Source organism: Streptomyces sp. NPDC047853 (assembly GCF_043204535.1).
In the GTDB taxonomy this organism is placed as follows: Bacteria; Actinomycetota; Actinomycetes; order Streptomycetales; family Streptomycetaceae; genus Streptomyces.
This window is the reverse complement of the sequence record NZ_JBIDCI010000014.1, coordinates 31,783-45,437: the sequence shown is the minus strand read 5'-3', so window position 1 is coordinate 45,437 and position 13,655 is coordinate 31,783. Positions and strand designations below refer to the sequence as shown.

Sequence of the window (13,655 nt, the reverse complement as noted above, 5' to 3'; positions counted from 1 at the left end):
GGTAGAGGACCAACCAGTAGGAGAGGACCGAACAGTAGGGGACCGACACCCTGACCGCCCGGCGACGCGGAGCACCTCCGCGTCGCCGGGCGCCTGGGTGTCAGGGCCCCGGCGCGCGGGTCGTGCCGGGGCCGCCCAGCCGGTCCGGGGACCGTCGTACGGGCACGCTGGTGTCGTCCCGCAGGCGCTCCGCGTTCAGCTCCTCCACGGCGCCGAGCGCGTCGCCGATCGTCGCGTAGTCCACCGCCACGAAGTTGACCGGTCTGCCGCGCCGCAGCTCACAGGCGTGCGCCCGCTCCAGCACCCGCTGCCGGGAGTTGACGACCCCGGCGTCCAGCCGCCGTCCGCCGCCGGCCGTGACGAAGTGGTTGAGCAGGAACAGCCGCTTGTCGCTCCCGCCCCGGTTCGGCAGGCAGGACATCTCGTCCGGGCTGCGGAAGGCGAACGGCGTCTCCATGCCGTACCGGTAGAAGTTCCGGTACCACGGCGCGGGACCGTCCGCTTTCTCCGCGAAGACGACCAGTCGCCGCCCGCCGTCGATCATGTCCTTGAGCCTGGGCCACGGGCGGTCCGGGTCCGCGTCCGGCTCGTACAGCAGGTCGGACAGCCCGGCCCGTTCGAAGGCGCCCTGGCTCACCACGGAACCGACACCGTCCTGCAGGACCAGGGTGACGACCTCTGTGGGGTGGGCGCGCAGCCAGTCACCGATCTGCCGCAGCGTGGGCACCAGGTCGAGGGCCCCGGCGCCGCACACCGAGTGGCACAGCCACAGACCGGGGTGCGGAGGGTTCACCCGCTCCAGGATCCGGGTGAGCCGCCGCCGCAGGTCCGGCGAGAAGTCCGAGCTGCTCAGCCGGTCCGCGACCTCCTCGGGCCGCTCCCAGCGGTGCGTGTCGAGAAGCAGGACCCGGACCCCGGCGTCCAGCTGGCCGACGATGTCCGGGTCCTGGAGGGGGCCGATGAACCGGTCCGCCGTCGTGGCCATCGCGTTGTGCGACGCGAGCTGGGCGATCTCGTCGTAGCGGGCGTCGCACAACTCGGCACTGCCCTGGCAGATGCGCGGGGACGAGCCGGTGATCGCCACCGGGGCCACCATGGTGCCGACGAGCGCGCAGGCCGTGACGGCGAAGGTCAGGGTGGGGCCGTGCCGCGGATCGGTGAGGACCGGCATGCCGGGCCGGGTCTGCCAGACCCAGCTGACGGTGATCAGCAGCGCTCCGGCGGCGAGCAGGATCACCGCCACGACGGTGGCGGTGGTCACGAGCCGGTCCACGGCCGCGGCCTGGACGTCGCCCAGCAGGTCCGACGCGGAAGGGGGCCAGGACGAGGGGGAAGCGAACCACGCGTTCCCCAGTGCGAGGCGCAGCAGGAGCACGGTCAGGGCCATCAGCGCGGCGGCGGCGGCCGGCACCCAGCCCAGCGGCATCAGCCGGCGCCTGGCGGGGGACGGCGTCGAGAGCCACAGCAGGGTGAGCGCGGCGGCGCAGAGCACCGCGGCCGCCGGCTCCACCACCTCCTGGAAGAGGCGGGTGACGGACCGGGCCCGGTCCACCGCGGCCGGCGCCTCGTGCGAGGGGTCGATGTCGACGGTGACGATCCAGGTGCCCTGCCGCGCCTCCCGCAGCAGCTCCGTCGCGGTCGCCCGGACCTGGTCGTTCAGGGCGACCGGCGCGATCGCGGCCAGGGCGGAGGCCACGTCCCCCCGGTCCAGCGCCGTCTGCACGGTGGGGCCGAGGCCGGCGCGGGCGGCGGCCGGCACCAGGCGCATCAGCGCGTCCGTGGCCTCGACCGCCTGACCGTGGGAGAGCGGCAGGGACGGCAGGCCCTCCAGGGGCGCCTCGCCGGCCACCACCTGCGCGGCCAGTTCGGACAGGCGCTGCACGAAGGCCTGGAAGTCGGGTTCGGAGCGCTGCTGGAGGGCGGCGACCGCCTCACCGAAGTAGGCCTGGCTGAGCCGCTCGACGTTGGCGACGACGGGCTCCAGGTCGACCGTGACCCGCAGCCGGTCGCGGTCGCCCTCCAGGTAGTGGATCACCTCGGCGATCTGCCGGTCCGTCATGACCCGCAGCGTCTCCGGCGGGATCACTACCTTGAGGTTCGAGGTGATGGTCGACTGCGGGACCGGCAACCGGTCCAACAGGTCACTGGTCAGCGGCGTACTGCCCGGGTCGACCAGCACCTCGTCGTAGAACCGCTGGTAGGCCCGTTCGTCCTCCAGCACCTGGCCGTAGAACTCCGGGTCGAGCACGGTGCTGCGCACCACGGCCGCCGCGGCCAGCACGGTCGTGCTCAGCACCGCCACGCACCAGATCAGCACCCGGGCCCACGGGGAGCGCCGAACCAGTCCGTCCATGGCCCCATTCTCGTTCCGGCCGACCGTCGTGCGACACGGCGTTCACACCGAACGCCACCCCACTCGTGCCCCGGGCCGCGAGGCTGATGCGACGACGGGGGCGGTGGGACACCCTGTCCCACCGCCCCCGGACGACTCGCCCTGCTCCGATCAGACCGCCGGGGCCGGGTAGGTCGGGTACTCCACCCCGGAGACGTGCTGCACGACGCGGACGACCTGGCAGGAGTAGCCGAACTCGTTGTCGTACCAGAGGTAGAGGATCGCGTTGTCGCCGTCGACCTTGGTGGCTCCGGCGTCGACGATCGACGCGTGGCGCGAGCCCACGAAGTCCATCGAGACGGCGTCGGGGGCCGTGGTGAAGTCGATCTGGCGCTTCAGCGGCGAGTGCAGCGACACGTCGCGCAGGTACTCCAGGACCTCCTCGCGCGTGGTCTCGCGGCCGAGGCGCAGGCTCAGGATCGCGATCGACACGTCCGGGACGGGAACGCGGATCGAGCTGCCGGTGATCGGCGCCTTGAGGTCCGGCAGCGCCTTCGCGACGGCCGAGGCGGCCCCGGTCTCGGTGATCACCATGTTGAGCGGCGCGGAGCGGCCGCGGCGGTCGGCCTTGTGGTAGTTGTCCAGGAGGTTCTGGTCGTTCGTGAACGAGTGGACGGTCTCCACGTGGCCGCGCAGCACGCCGTACTCGTCGTCCATGGCCTTCAGCGGCGGGACGATCGCGTTGGTGGTGCAGGAGGCACAGGACAGGACGCGCTCGTCCGGCTTCACCGTCTCGTGGTTGACACCGTGCACGATGTTCGGCACGTCGCCCTTGCCGGGCGCGGTCAGGACGACCTTGTCGATGCCGGGGCGCAGGTGCTGGGAGAGGCCCTCGCGGTCGCGCCACTTGCCGGTGTTGTCGATCAGGATGGCGTTGTCGATGCCGTACGCCGTGTAGTCGACCTCGGAGGGGTCGTTGGCGTAGATCACCTTGATCGTGTTGCCGTTGGCGACGATCGAGCCGGTCGCCTCGTCGACGGTGATGGTGCCCTGGAACTGGCCGTGGATGGAGTCGCGGCGCAGCAGCGAGGCGCGCTTGACGATGTCCTCGGCGGCCCGCTCGCCGCCGCCGCGCACGACGATGGCACGCAGTCGCAGGCCGTTGCCGGAACCGGCCTTCTCGATGAGGAGGCGGGCGACGAGGCGGCCGATGCGGCCGAAGCCGTAGAGGACGACGTCGCGCCCGTCGCGGCGCTCGATCTTGTTCTCGCCGATCGCGCCGGCGACGGCCTCGGCGGTGAACTCCGCCACCGTCAGACCGCGTCCGTCGGTCTTGTAGTCGGCGGCCAGCATGCCGATGTCGATCTGCGACGGGCCGAGGTCGAGCGTGGTGAGCGTCTGGAGGAAGGGGAGCGTCTCGGTGACCGACAGCTCCGCGCCGGCGATCTGCCGGGCGAAGCGGTGGGTCTTGAGGATGCTGACCACCGACTTGTTCACCAGGGAGCGGCTGTGGAGGAGGACGGTGACGTCCTGCTCCCGGTGCAGCTTCCCGATGATCGGGATCATCGACTCCGCGATCTCCTCGCGGTTCTTCCAGCTGGTGAACGAGTCGTCATTGACAGTCACAAGTTTGTCTTTCGAGCTAGGCGGCGCTCATATGCTAACCCGACCGCACTTCTGATCGATCAAGTGGGCCCCCTCGTGATCAGATGATCGCCTCCCGCTCCGGACGGGGCGCCGGACAGGATTGCCGCGGGAGCGATCGGGTACGCGAGCCTGAACCGCCCCGTGACGGATCATCGGGGCGGGTCCACCACCGCCGCGACCAGGGACCTGTCATGGAAACACCCGCGAACGACAACTCCGTCTCGCCCGCCCAGCGGGCACTGGACACACTCGCCGAGAACACCGAGGACACGGCCGCCCTCGACACGCTCGCCGGCAGCGACGTCCTCGTCCCGGTGCCGGACGACGCGAACGACCAGGACGCCGCCGACCCGGGGATGCTGGCTCTGCCGGTGCTGGAACAGCAGGGCGGCCGTCAGGTGGTGCCCGTGTTCACCTCGGAGCTGGAGATGGCGGATCTGCTGCCGTACGTCTCCCGCTACCGGATGGTGCCGCTGGGCGCCCTCGCCGCGCAGTGGCCGGCCGACGACCTGTCGCTGTCGATCGACGCCGGCTCGGAGCACCGCCTCACGCTCACGTCGGACGGCGTGCGCACGCTGCTGGCCCGCCCCTGAGGGCGAGCGGTACTACACGTCGCCGAGCATGCGGGCCAGTACGGCCCGCTGCAGCGGCAGCACCTCGGCGTGCAGTGCGCGCCCGCTGCGGGTCAGGGTCACGTAGACACCGCGTCGGTCCTCCGCGCACATCGAGCGTTCCACCAGCCCGTCCTTCTCCAGCCGGGCGATGAGCCGGGACAGGGCGCTCTGGCTCAGGTGGACCCGGCCGACCAGGTTCTGCACCCGGCACTGGGCGCCCTCCTCGGGCCCCTCGGTCGCGAGGATGTCGAGCACCTCGAAGTCGCTCGCGCCCAGACCGTGGGGGTGCAGGGCACGGTCGATCTCGCACATCGTGCGGGCGTGCACGGAGAGGATCTCCCGCCACCGTTCCTCGAGCCGCGCACCGGCCGTCGTGACTGCCATACCTGCACGGTAGCACCGGAACGGTGGTTCGTTGACGGTGCACATTGTGCGCGTGCAAGGACCGGGCGGCAGGGGGCGCCGCACCGCCCCGGCGCTAGGCTGGCCCTGCTCACGAACCGGGGACGTCCACTGCCCCGCGAGCAGGAGACGTACGACCATGACAGCCCCGATCCCCGAAGGTGCCGACGGCGCCCGAGCCACCGCCCCCATGCGGCCGCGGTGGCGTGCGCAGGCGCCGGTCCTCACGGTCGTGGCCCTCGGCGGCGCCGTCGGCGCCGGTGCGCGGTACGGGGCCGCCCTCTGGTGGCCGACGCGGGCCGGCGGCTTCCCCTGGACGACCTTCTGCGTCAACCTCGTCGGCTGTGCCGTGATCGGCGCGTTCATGGTGCTCGTCACCGAGGTGCGGACCGCCCACCGCCTGGTCCGGCCCTTCTTCGCGACGGGGGTGCTCGGCGGTTTCACCACCTTCTCGACCTACGCCGTCGACGCCCGGCACCTGCTCGCCGCCGACCAGGCCCGCACCGCCCTGGCCTACCTGGCGGCGACCCCGCTCGCCGCGCTCACGGCGGTGTGGGCCGCCGCGTGGGCGACGCGCCGCGCCCTGAAGGGCACCCGGACCGGAACCGGAGACACGGGCCCGCGGGACGGGGAGCCGTCGTGAACTGGCTGCTGGTCGTCGCGGGCGCCATGGTCGGCGCCCCCCTGCGCTACCTCACCGACCTCGCGGTGCGGTCCCGGTACGCGGACTTCCCCTGGGGCACCCTCGTGGTGAACGTCGTGGGCAGCCTCGTCCTCGGCCTGCTGACCGGCGCGGCGCTCGCCGGAGCCGCGGGGCCCCGCCTGCAACTGCTGCTCGGCACCGGGCTGTGCGGGGCCCTCACCACGTACTCGACCTTCTCCTGGGAGACCCTCCGGCTCGCCGAGACCGGCGCCCGCCCGCGGGCGGTGGCCAACGTGGTGGTGAGTGTGGCGGCCGGCCTCGGCGCGGCGTACGCGGGGGTGACGCTGGCCGACGCGCTCTGGGCGTGACGCCCGGCGCCGACCCGCGTGTAGTAGGACTGGCCCCTCCGCCCCTACCGTCCGCGAGTCCGCCCGCCCCGGGCAGAACTGGATCCCATGAGCGCCATCAGCATCGGCCAGGCCGTCGTCCTCGGAGCCGTCGAAGGGGTGACCGAGTTCCTGCCGGTCTCCTCCACCGGCCACCTCAAGATCGTCGAAGGGCTGATGGGCATCCCCGTCGACGACGACGCCGTCATCGGCTTCTCGGCGGTCATCCAGGTCGGGGCGATCGCCGCGGTGCTCGTGTACTTCCGCAAGGACATCGCGCGGATCGTCTCCGCGTGGCTGCGCGGCCTGACCGACCGGGAGGAGCGCTACCACCACGACTACAAGTTCGCCTGGTGGGTCATCTGCGCGACGATCCCGATCGTGCTGGTCGGCCTGGCCGCCAGGCCGCTGATCAAGGGCCCGCTCGCCTCGCTGTGGGTGGTCGCGGGCTCCCTGATCGTCGGCAGCGGCGTGATGTGGGCGGCGGACCGGAAGGGCCGGCACAAGCGGGGCGAGGACGACACCTCGTTCAAGGACGCGATGCTGGTCGGCGGCTCCCAGATCCTCGCCCTGCTCTTCCCGGGCTTCTCCCGCTCCGGCGCCACCATGTCCACCGCCCTGATGCTCGACCTCGACCGGCTGGCCGCCACGCGGCTCTCCTTCTTCCTCGGCATCCCGGCCCTGACCGGTGCCGGCGTGTACGAGCTGAAGGACGCCCTGGGCACCGGAGCCGGCGCCGCCCCGCTGGTGGTCGGCACCCTCGTCTCCTTCGTGGTCGCCTACGCCTCCATCGCCTGGCTGCTGAAGTTCGTCGCCAAGCACACCTTCAACGCCTTCGTCGTCTACCGGATCGTGGTCGGCGTCCTGCTGTTCGCGCTGCTCGGCGCGGGCGTGCTGCACAGCTGAGCGCCGCGCGTCGCCCGCCGGCCCCCGGCACCGGCGGGTCGCCGTCAGCGCCCGTCGCGCAGCGGTTCCCCGACGCTGCGCAGGTGCCGCAGCGCCTCACGGTGCGAGGCGAGCAGTCCCGTCCGGTGGTACGGGACGCCCAGCTCGGCGCAGTACCGCTCGGTGATCACCTGGGCCTTGGCCAGGGCGGGCGTCGGCATGCTCGGGAAGAGGTGGTGCTCGATCTGGTAGTTGAGGCCGCCCATGAAGGCGTCGACGAGCACCCCGCCCCGCACGTTGCGGGAGGTGAGGACCTGGCGGCGCAGGAAGTCGAGCCGCATGCCCTCCTCGATCATCGGCATGCCCTTGTGGTTGGGCGCGAAGACCGAGCCCAGGTAGATGCCGAACAGTCCCTGGTGCACGGCTATGAAGGCGAGGGCCTTGCCGGGGGAGAGGACCGTGAACAGGCCGCCGAAGTAGAGGGCGAAATGGGCGACGAGCAGCGTGCCCTCCAGGACCGGCCGTTTCACGGACGGGCCGCGCAGCGCCCTGAAGCTGCTGAAGCTCAGGTTGAGTCCCTCCAGCGTCAGCAGCGGGAAGAAGAGGGCGGCCTGATGCCTGCCCACGAACCGGGGAAGCCCCTTGGCCCGGCTCGCCTGGCGCCGTGACCAGACCAGGATGTCGGGGGAGACGTCCGGGTCCTTCTCCTCGTGGTTGGGGTTGGCGTGGTGGCGGGTGTGCTTGTTCATCCACCAGCCGTAGCTCATCCCGAGCAGCAGGTTCGCCACCAGCAGACCACCGGCCTCGCTGGGACGGCGACGCGAGAAGACCTGCCGGTGGGCGAGGTCGTGCGCGGCCAGTCCGAGCTGGCCGAAGACGACGGCCAGCGCCACCGCGACGAGCAGCTGGCTCCAGCTGTCCCCCAGCACGACCAGAGCGGCGACACCGCCCGCCAGCGCGAGCGCCACGGCACCGAAACGCAGCGTGTAGTACAGCGGACGCCGCCGCAGCAGCCCCGCGTCGGCCACGCGCCTGGACAGCTCGGAGAAGTCGCTTCCCTTCTCGCGTCCCTTGTCCTGTTCCCGCGGGGGAAGGCTCTCGATGAGCACCGTTGAATTCGCCATGCTCATCAGTATGTGAACGGGGGCCGGGCCGCAGAATGACGGCTGCCCCCGGAGCAGGGTGTGGCTGGCACCACCCCCCACCCTGTGGTCCGCCCCTGGCGGGGGCGGCCCGGCCCACCGGACGGGCGGGGCAGGGAGGCGTCAGGTACCGCGCGTCCGGACGAGCTTGAGCCGCAGGACGAACGCCACCACGCCGGCGCCGAGCCCGGCCACCCCCACGATCGCGCCGGTCTCCCGCCAGCCCGGTGCGTGGTGTGCCGGCCGTGCGGCCGCGACCGCCGCGGGCACGGCCGCCGGACCGGGCCGCGGCCGGGCGCCGCCAGCGGTCAGCGAGCCCACCGGCACGACGCGTCCGGACGCCTCGAAGCCCCAGTCGAGCAACGAGCGGGCCTCCTCGTACACGGCGTGGCCGCCGCCCTCCTGAGGGTTCATCACGGTCACCACCAGGGTCCGTCCGTCACGGCGGGCGGCGGCGACCAGCGTGTTGCCCGCGTTGCTGGTGTAACCGTTCTTGATGCCGATCAGCCCCGGGTACGGCTCCACGCCGTCCTCCCCGGTGAGCAGCCGGTTGGTGTTCCGGATCCCGTAGGCGTCCCCGCTCCGGCCGGGGAACATGGCCTCGACCTTGGCGCAGTACCTCGCGAAGTCGGGGTTGCGCAGCCCCGCCCGGCCGAAGAGGGCCAGGTCGTACGCCGACGACACCTGGCCCGGCGCGTCGTAGCCGTCGGGTGAGCGCACGTGGGTGTCGCGGGCGCCGAGCGCACGGGCCTCGGCCTGCATCCGGGCCGCCGTGGCGTCCCAGCCGCCGGTGAGCGAGGCGAGGACGCGCACGGCGTCGTTCCCGGAGTTGAGGAAGACGCCGTTCCACAGGTCGGACACCCGGTACGTGTGGCCCTCGACGACCCCGACCAGGCTGCTGCCCGGACCGATGCCGGTCAGTTCGTCCCCGCGCACCTCGTGCCGGATGCCGCCCGGCAGGGCCGGCAGCACCGTGAGGGCGAACAGCGTCTTCAGCGTGCTGGCCGGCGGCAGCCTGCGATGGGCGTCGTGCGCCGCCAGGACGTCACCGGAGTCGGCGTCGGCCACCACCCAGGACAGCGCGGAGACATCGGGGACCCCGGGTGCCCCGGGGCGGGGCCGGACCTGGGTGCCGGAGCGGTACAGCAGCGACGGCTGGGCCGCCGACCGTGTCCCGCCGGGCGGCCCGGGGTCCGGGCGCCCGGCACGGGCGGCCGCGGCGGCGGGCATGAGCGTCAGCAGCCCTGCCACACAGAGCACACAGGTGGAGCGAACCGCCCGAGATGAGAATCCGATAGTCATACCGCAAACGTAGGAATGGCCCCCCGGGTCGCCACGCTGACCGGGCCGAGTCGCCTCCGGAAGCACCCGGATGCCACAGGTGGGGCCGTGCGGATCCGCTCGGCGCGGCCGGCGTGGGGCCGCGCGGGTCCGCTCGGCGCGGCCGGCGTCAGTCGGCGGGCAGGGTCGGCTGGACCTGCCGCAGGAACGTGGCGTTGTCCGGCGTCCGGCGCAGCCGCTCCAGCAGTGTCTCCAGGCCGGAGTGTCCGTCCCGGGACCCGAGGACCCGTCGCAGTCCCCGCACGGTGGTCGACTCGGGGGCCGAGAGGAGCAGTTCCTCGCGGCGGGTGCCGGAGCCGGTCACGTCGACGGCCGGGAAGACCCGGCGGTCGGCGAGCTCCCGGCTCAGCCGCAGCTCCATGTTGCCGGTGCCCTTGAGTTCCTCGAAGAAGAAGTCGTCGGCCCGCGACCCGGTCTCCACCAGGGCGGTGGCGAGGATGGTGAGCGAGCCGCCCTCCTCGGCCGCCCGGGCGGCGCCGAAGAACCGCTTGGGCCCGAGCAGTGCCCCGGCGTCGACACCGCCGCTGAGGGTGCGGCCGCCGGAGGAGGCGGCGTTGTTGTGCGCCCTGCACAGCCGGGTGAGGGAGTCGAGGAGGACGACGACGTCCTCGCCGGCCTCGACGAGCCGTTTGGCCCGCTCGATCACCAGGTCGGCGAGGGCGATGTGCTCCTTGGCGCTCCGGTCGAAGGTCGAGGAGTACACCTCGCCGCGCACCGCCCGCCGCATGTCGGTGACCTCCTCGGGCCGTTCGTCGAGCAGCACCACCATCAGGTAGGAGCCGGGGTGGTTGCCGGCGACCGCGGCGGCGATCTGCTGGAGGAGGACGGTCTTGCCGGTCTTCGGCGGCGCCACGATCAGGCCCCGCTGACCCTTGCCGACCGGGGCGACGAGATCGGCGACCCGTCCGGTGAGGCCGGCCGCCGGGTGTTCGAGGCGCAGGCGCTCGTGCGGATGCAGCGGTGTCAGGTCGTGGAAGTGCCGCCGGGTCCGCCGGTCGGGTGCGCGGCCGCCGACCCGGACGACCTCGGACAGGGTGCGCCGCTCGCCCCGTACGCCCTCCACCAGGTCGCCCTTGCGCAGGCCGTGGCGGCGGATCAGCGCGGGGGAGAGGGTGAGGTCGGCCGGCTCGGCCTGGAGGCTCCGACCCCGTAGGTGGCCCCTCCCGCTCGCGTCGATGTCGAGGACACCGCTCGCGATCTCGGCCGGGGCGTGCTGGGCGGGAGGCTTCTCGAGTGTGGTGGTCATGGTGTTCGGTCCTTTCGAGGACACGGTCAGGGGACGTGCGGAAGGGAGGGGGGAAGCCGCGTGAGGGGTCGGTCGACACGCCTCGGGACGGCGGGGAACAGCGCCTCGGACACAGCGGGGAGAAGGCCTCGCTGACGAGGTGGCTGAGAAGCGGACGCGCCGGTCACGACGGGACGGGCGGGTCGGCGAACCGAAGGGAAACTGGCACCGGCGCCCCAGCGGGGCGTACACAAGTGCTGAGGGAACTGTACCACGCGGCAGGCCGCGGGGCGGTGGGACGGGACGCGTCCCGCCCCACCGGGCGGCGCACCGGCCGCCCGGTGGGTCTTCCGCACGAACCTCCCGCGCTCAGGCGCCCGAACGGGCGGCGGCCTCCTGCGCCTCCTGGGCGATCCGCTCGAACTGCGCCGCCATCGCCGCCTGCAGCGCCTGCGCGCCCGAGAGCGGGCGCACCATCACCGTGAACTCGTCGATCCGGCCGGACTCGTCGAGGTGCAGGAAGTCGCAGCCGCTGATCTCCCGCTCGCCCACGCGGGCCGTGAAGAGGAGCGCGTGGTCGCGGCCGTCCGCCGCGCCGATGACGCGCTCGTAGCGGAAGTCCTCGAACACGCGGGCCGCCCCGCGCAGGATCGCCGCCGTGAGCGCCTTGCCCCGGTAGGGCTTGAACACGACGGGACTGGTGAAGACCACGTCCTCGGCCAGCAGTGCTTCGAGGGCGTCGAGGTCGTGCGTCTCGACCGCCGTGCGGAATGCCTGCATCGCAGCTCCCCGGGTATGAGTACTAAACTATTTGAGTAGGTGCCGAGTAGGGTATTCATTTCTTGCTAGCGTGTCGACATGTCTCTCAAGTACGCCGTCCTGGCGGCCCTGCTGGAGGGCGAGGCCTCGGGCTACGAGCTGTCCAAGGTGTTCGACGTCTCGCTCGCCAACTTCTGGCCCGCCACGCCTCAGCAGCTCTACCGGGAGTTGGAGCGCCTCGCGGGCGACGGACTCATCGAGGCCCGCACGGTGCCGCAGGAACGACGGCCCACCAAGCGGCTCTTCCGGCTCACCGCGGCCGGCCGGGAGCGGCTGAGCGCCTTCGCCGCCGAACCGACCCGGCGCCCCACGGCCGTTCGCGACGAGTTCCTGATCAAGATGCAGGCCATGGACGGTGTCGACCCCGCGGAGGTCCGCGCGCTGGTGGAGGAGCGCAGGGCCTGGGCCCTGGGCAAGCTCGCCCGCTACGAACGGGTCCGTGAGCGGCTGCTGGACGGCCGTACCGAGGAGGGGTACCTGCGGGAGTCCGACCGTGTCGGCCCCTATCTCACCCTGCTCGCCGGCATCACCTTCGAGCAGGAGAACGCCCGTTGGTGCGAGCGCGTGCTCACGGTCCTGCGGGAGCGGCGCGCCCCCGCGGGACCCGCCGGGCAGGCCCTAGGCTGACCGGATGTTCAGCCCCGAAGGCCCCACCCTGCGCGAACTCGCCGTCCAGGCACTGTCGTCGGTCGAGCACGGTTACGACCTGCTCGCCCCGAAGTTCGACCACACCCCGTACCGGACGCCGGACCGGGTGCTCGACGCCGTGGCCTCGGCGCTGGCACCGGTGGGCCCCTTCGGTACCGGCCTCGACCTGTGCTGCGGCACCGGTGCGGGGATGGAGGTGCTGGCCCGGGTGTGCGGCGGGAGCGTCACCGGGGTCGACTTCAGCGCGGGCATGCTGGACGTCGCCCGCAAGCGCGCCGTGCCCGCGGGGCCCGCGGTCTCCTACGTGCGCGCGGACGCCCGCGCCCTGCCGTTCGGCCCCGCCTTCGACCTCGTGGTCAGCTTCGGGGCGTTCGGGCACTTCCTGCCCGGCGAACTGCCGGGCCTGTTCTCGCAGGTGCGCGCTGTACTGCGGCCGGGCGGCTGCTTCGCCTTCCCCGTCGCCGCCCCGCCCCGACCCGGCTCGCGGGCGTACTGGACCCTGCTCGGCTTCGACACCGCGATGCGGGTGCGCAACGCGCTGTGGCGGCCGCCGTTCGTCATGTACTACCGGACGTTCCGGCTCGCGGACGTGGGCCGGGAGCTGGCCCGCGCGGGTTTCCGGGCGGAATTGCGCGCCCTGCCCGAGTTCGGGCGCCGGCCCGACGGCGCCCCGCGTGCCCGGCTGGTGGTGGCCCGGCGGTTGTCGTGACGGTGGGCGGCGGCGCTCAGCCGGCCGCCGGCAGCGTGAACTCGTAGACCAGCGCGTCCTGACGGGCGTCCACGAGGAGGTCCGTGATCTCCAGGGGCCGCGCGTACTGGTCGTGCACCCGCCGGACCACCCGGACCGACGACGACTCCGTGAGCGGGGTGATGGTGTCCCGGTGGTGCAGGGTCAGACCGGCCCTGCGCATCCAGTCGTAGGCCCGCCGCAGTTGCGCCGAGGCGGCGCCGTCGGCGCGGTCGCGGTACCGGGCGAGTTCCTCGACCTCGGCGAGCGCCACGGCGGAGAACGAGGTCACGGCCGTGCGCCGGCCGCCGCCGTCGGCGGTCGCGGACGTGTAGCGGTGGACCAGGGTCGGCCGGCCCGGCGCCAGCCCCAGGGCCGCGGCGTGCTCCCGCGGTGGTGCCTCCCAGGTGACGGTGGCCCGGTCGCCGGGGCACGGTTCCGCGGCCCGGGCGCCGACCGGGAAGGTGAGGGCCGCCGGGCTCCGGGCGGGCCGGGTCGGCAGGGCGGCGTGGCTGCCCCGCCGGTCGGTGGCGAGCAGCCCGTCCCGGCGCAGCACCTCGAGGGCCTGCCGGACGGTCTCCCGGCTGACTCCGAAGTGCTCGGCCAGTCGGCGTTCGCCGGGCAGCCGTTCGCCCGGTGGGACGGTCCCGTCGCGCAGCTCCCCCAGCAGCCGGGTGGCGACCCGGAGGTACAGGGGCTGTGCGTCGGTGAGGGGGTGGTCGTGCGGGGTGGTGCGGGCCATGCCGCGCCCTCCTGTTGGTGACGTGCGGTAGCCGTGCGGGCTCGGTGCGCCACCAGGAGTACCATTGGTCTAAACCAGCTGGGAAGTGCGGTCCGCCGGTTC

The 13,655-nt window shown here is 72.9% G+C and carries 14 protein-coding genes; 6 read left to right on the top strand and 8 right to left on the bottom strand.

Annotated features, from left to right (window positions below; all coding sequences use genetic code 11):
* Positions 1-100: 100 nt before the first annotated feature.
* Both ACGF5T_RS24785 and ACGF5T_RS24780 read right to left on the bottom strand, forming a co-directional pair.
* A complete protein-coding gene (locus tag ACGF5T_RS24785; RefSeq protein WP_356610044.1) occupies positions 101-2,353 on the bottom strand; it encodes a PI-PLC domain-containing protein in 2,253 nt (750 codons plus the stop codon).
* A gap of 150 nt (positions 2,354-2,503) precedes the next feature.
* Positions 2,504-3,958, bottom strand: coding sequence for a glyceraldehyde-3-phosphate dehydrogenase (locus ACGF5T_RS24780; protein ID WP_356610045.1), 1,455 nt, complete (start codon positions 3,956-3,958; stop codon positions 2,504-2,506).
* 212 nt (positions 3,959-4,170) lie between these two features.
* Here ACGF5T_RS24780 and ACGF5T_RS24775 point away from each other — a divergent pair, with 212 nt between their 5' ends.
* Positions 4,171-4,572: an SseB family protein gene (locus ACGF5T_RS24775; RefSeq protein ID WP_053127200.1), complete on the top strand. Its 402-nt coding sequence runs from the start codon at positions 4,171-4,173 to the stop codon at positions 4,570-4,572.
* A 12-nt stretch (positions 4,573-4,584) separates the two neighbouring features.
* Here ACGF5T_RS24775 and ACGF5T_RS24770 read toward each other — a convergent pair whose 3' ends face one another.
* Complete coding sequence (locus ACGF5T_RS24770; protein ID WP_356610046.1) at positions 4,585-4,977, bottom strand: MarR family transcriptional regulator; 393 nt, start codon at positions 4,975-4,977, stop codon at positions 4,585-4,587.
* Positions 4,978-5,134: 157 nt separating this feature from the next.
* Between ACGF5T_RS24770 and crcB (ACGF5T_RS24765) the strand changes: the two genes are divergently transcribed.
* From crcB (ACGF5T_RS24765) to ACGF5T_RS24755, 3 genes are all read left to right on the top strand, one after another.
* On the top strand, positions 5,135-5,638 hold the full coding sequence (gene crcB / locus ACGF5T_RS24765) for a fluoride efflux transporter CrcB (protein ID WP_392889226.1): 504 nt from the start codon (positions 5,135-5,137) through the stop codon (positions 5,636-5,638).
* Positions 5,635-6,006 (top strand): fluoride efflux transporter CrcB, encoded by a 372-nt coding sequence (crcB, locus tag ACGF5T_RS24760; protein WP_356610048.1) that lies wholly within the window; start codon positions 5,635-5,637, stop codon positions 6,004-6,006. The genes crcB (ACGF5T_RS24765) and crcB (ACGF5T_RS24760) overlap by 4 nt, the downstream gene beginning before the upstream one ends.
* Positions 6,007-6,093: 87 nt before the next feature.
* Positions 6,094-6,930, top strand: coding sequence for an undecaprenyl-diphosphate phosphatase (locus tag ACGF5T_RS24755; RefSeq protein ID WP_356610049.1), 837 nt, complete (start codon positions 6,094-6,096; stop codon positions 6,928-6,930).
* Between the two features lie 44 nt (positions 6,931-6,974).
* On the opposite strand, the gene ACGF5T_RS24750 is transcribed toward ACGF5T_RS24755, so the two are convergent.
* The 4 genes from ACGF5T_RS24750 to ACGF5T_RS24735 all read right to left on the bottom strand — a co-directional run bounded on the left by ACGF5T_RS24750 (position 6,975) and on the right by ACGF5T_RS24735 (position 11,397).
* Entirely contained in the window at positions 6,975-8,033 is a 1,059-nt protein-coding gene (locus ACGF5T_RS24750; RefSeq protein WP_356610050.1) for an acyl-CoA desaturase, read from the bottom strand.
* A gap of 141 nt (positions 8,034-8,174) precedes the next feature.
* The gene (locus ACGF5T_RS24745) at positions 8,175-9,353 is read right to left on the bottom strand and encodes a serine hydrolase (protein WP_366767493.1); all 1,179 of its coding nucleotides are present in this window, start codon (positions 9,351-9,353) and stop codon (positions 8,175-8,177) included.
* 148 nt (positions 9,354-9,501) lie between these two features.
* Positions 9,502-10,638: a transcription termination factor Rho gene (gene rho / locus ACGF5T_RS24740; RefSeq protein WP_366767492.1), complete on the bottom strand. Its 1,137-nt coding sequence runs from the start codon at positions 10,636-10,638 to the stop codon at positions 9,502-9,504.
* A 348-nt stretch (positions 10,639-10,986) separates the two neighbouring features.
* Positions 10,987-11,397 (bottom strand): nuclear transport factor 2 family protein, encoded by a 411-nt coding sequence (locus ACGF5T_RS24735; protein ID WP_356610053.1) that lies wholly within the window; start codon positions 11,395-11,397, stop codon positions 10,987-10,989.
* Between the two features lie 78 nt (positions 11,398-11,475).
* Here ACGF5T_RS24735 and ACGF5T_RS24730 point away from each other — a divergent pair, with 78 nt between their 5' ends.
* Both ACGF5T_RS24730 and ACGF5T_RS24725 read left to right on the top strand, forming a co-directional pair.
* A complete protein-coding gene (locus ACGF5T_RS24730; protein ID WP_366767491.1) occupies positions 11,476-12,063 on the top strand; it encodes a PadR family transcriptional regulator in 588 nt (195 codons plus the stop codon).
* A 4-nt stretch (positions 12,064-12,067) separates the two neighbouring features.
* Positions 12,068-12,793: a class I SAM-dependent methyltransferase gene (locus ACGF5T_RS24725; RefSeq protein ID WP_356610055.1), complete on the top strand. Its 726-nt coding sequence runs from the start codon at positions 12,068-12,070 to the stop codon at positions 12,791-12,793.
* Between the two features lie 16 nt (positions 12,794-12,809).
* On the opposite strand, the gene ACGF5T_RS24720 is transcribed toward ACGF5T_RS24725, so the two are convergent.
* The gene (locus ACGF5T_RS24720) at positions 12,810-13,553 is read right to left on the bottom strand and encodes a GntR family transcriptional regulator (RefSeq protein ID WP_356610056.1); all 744 of its coding nucleotides are present in this window, start codon (positions 13,551-13,553) and stop codon (positions 12,810-12,812) included.
* Positions 13,554-13,655 lie beyond the last annotated feature (102 nt).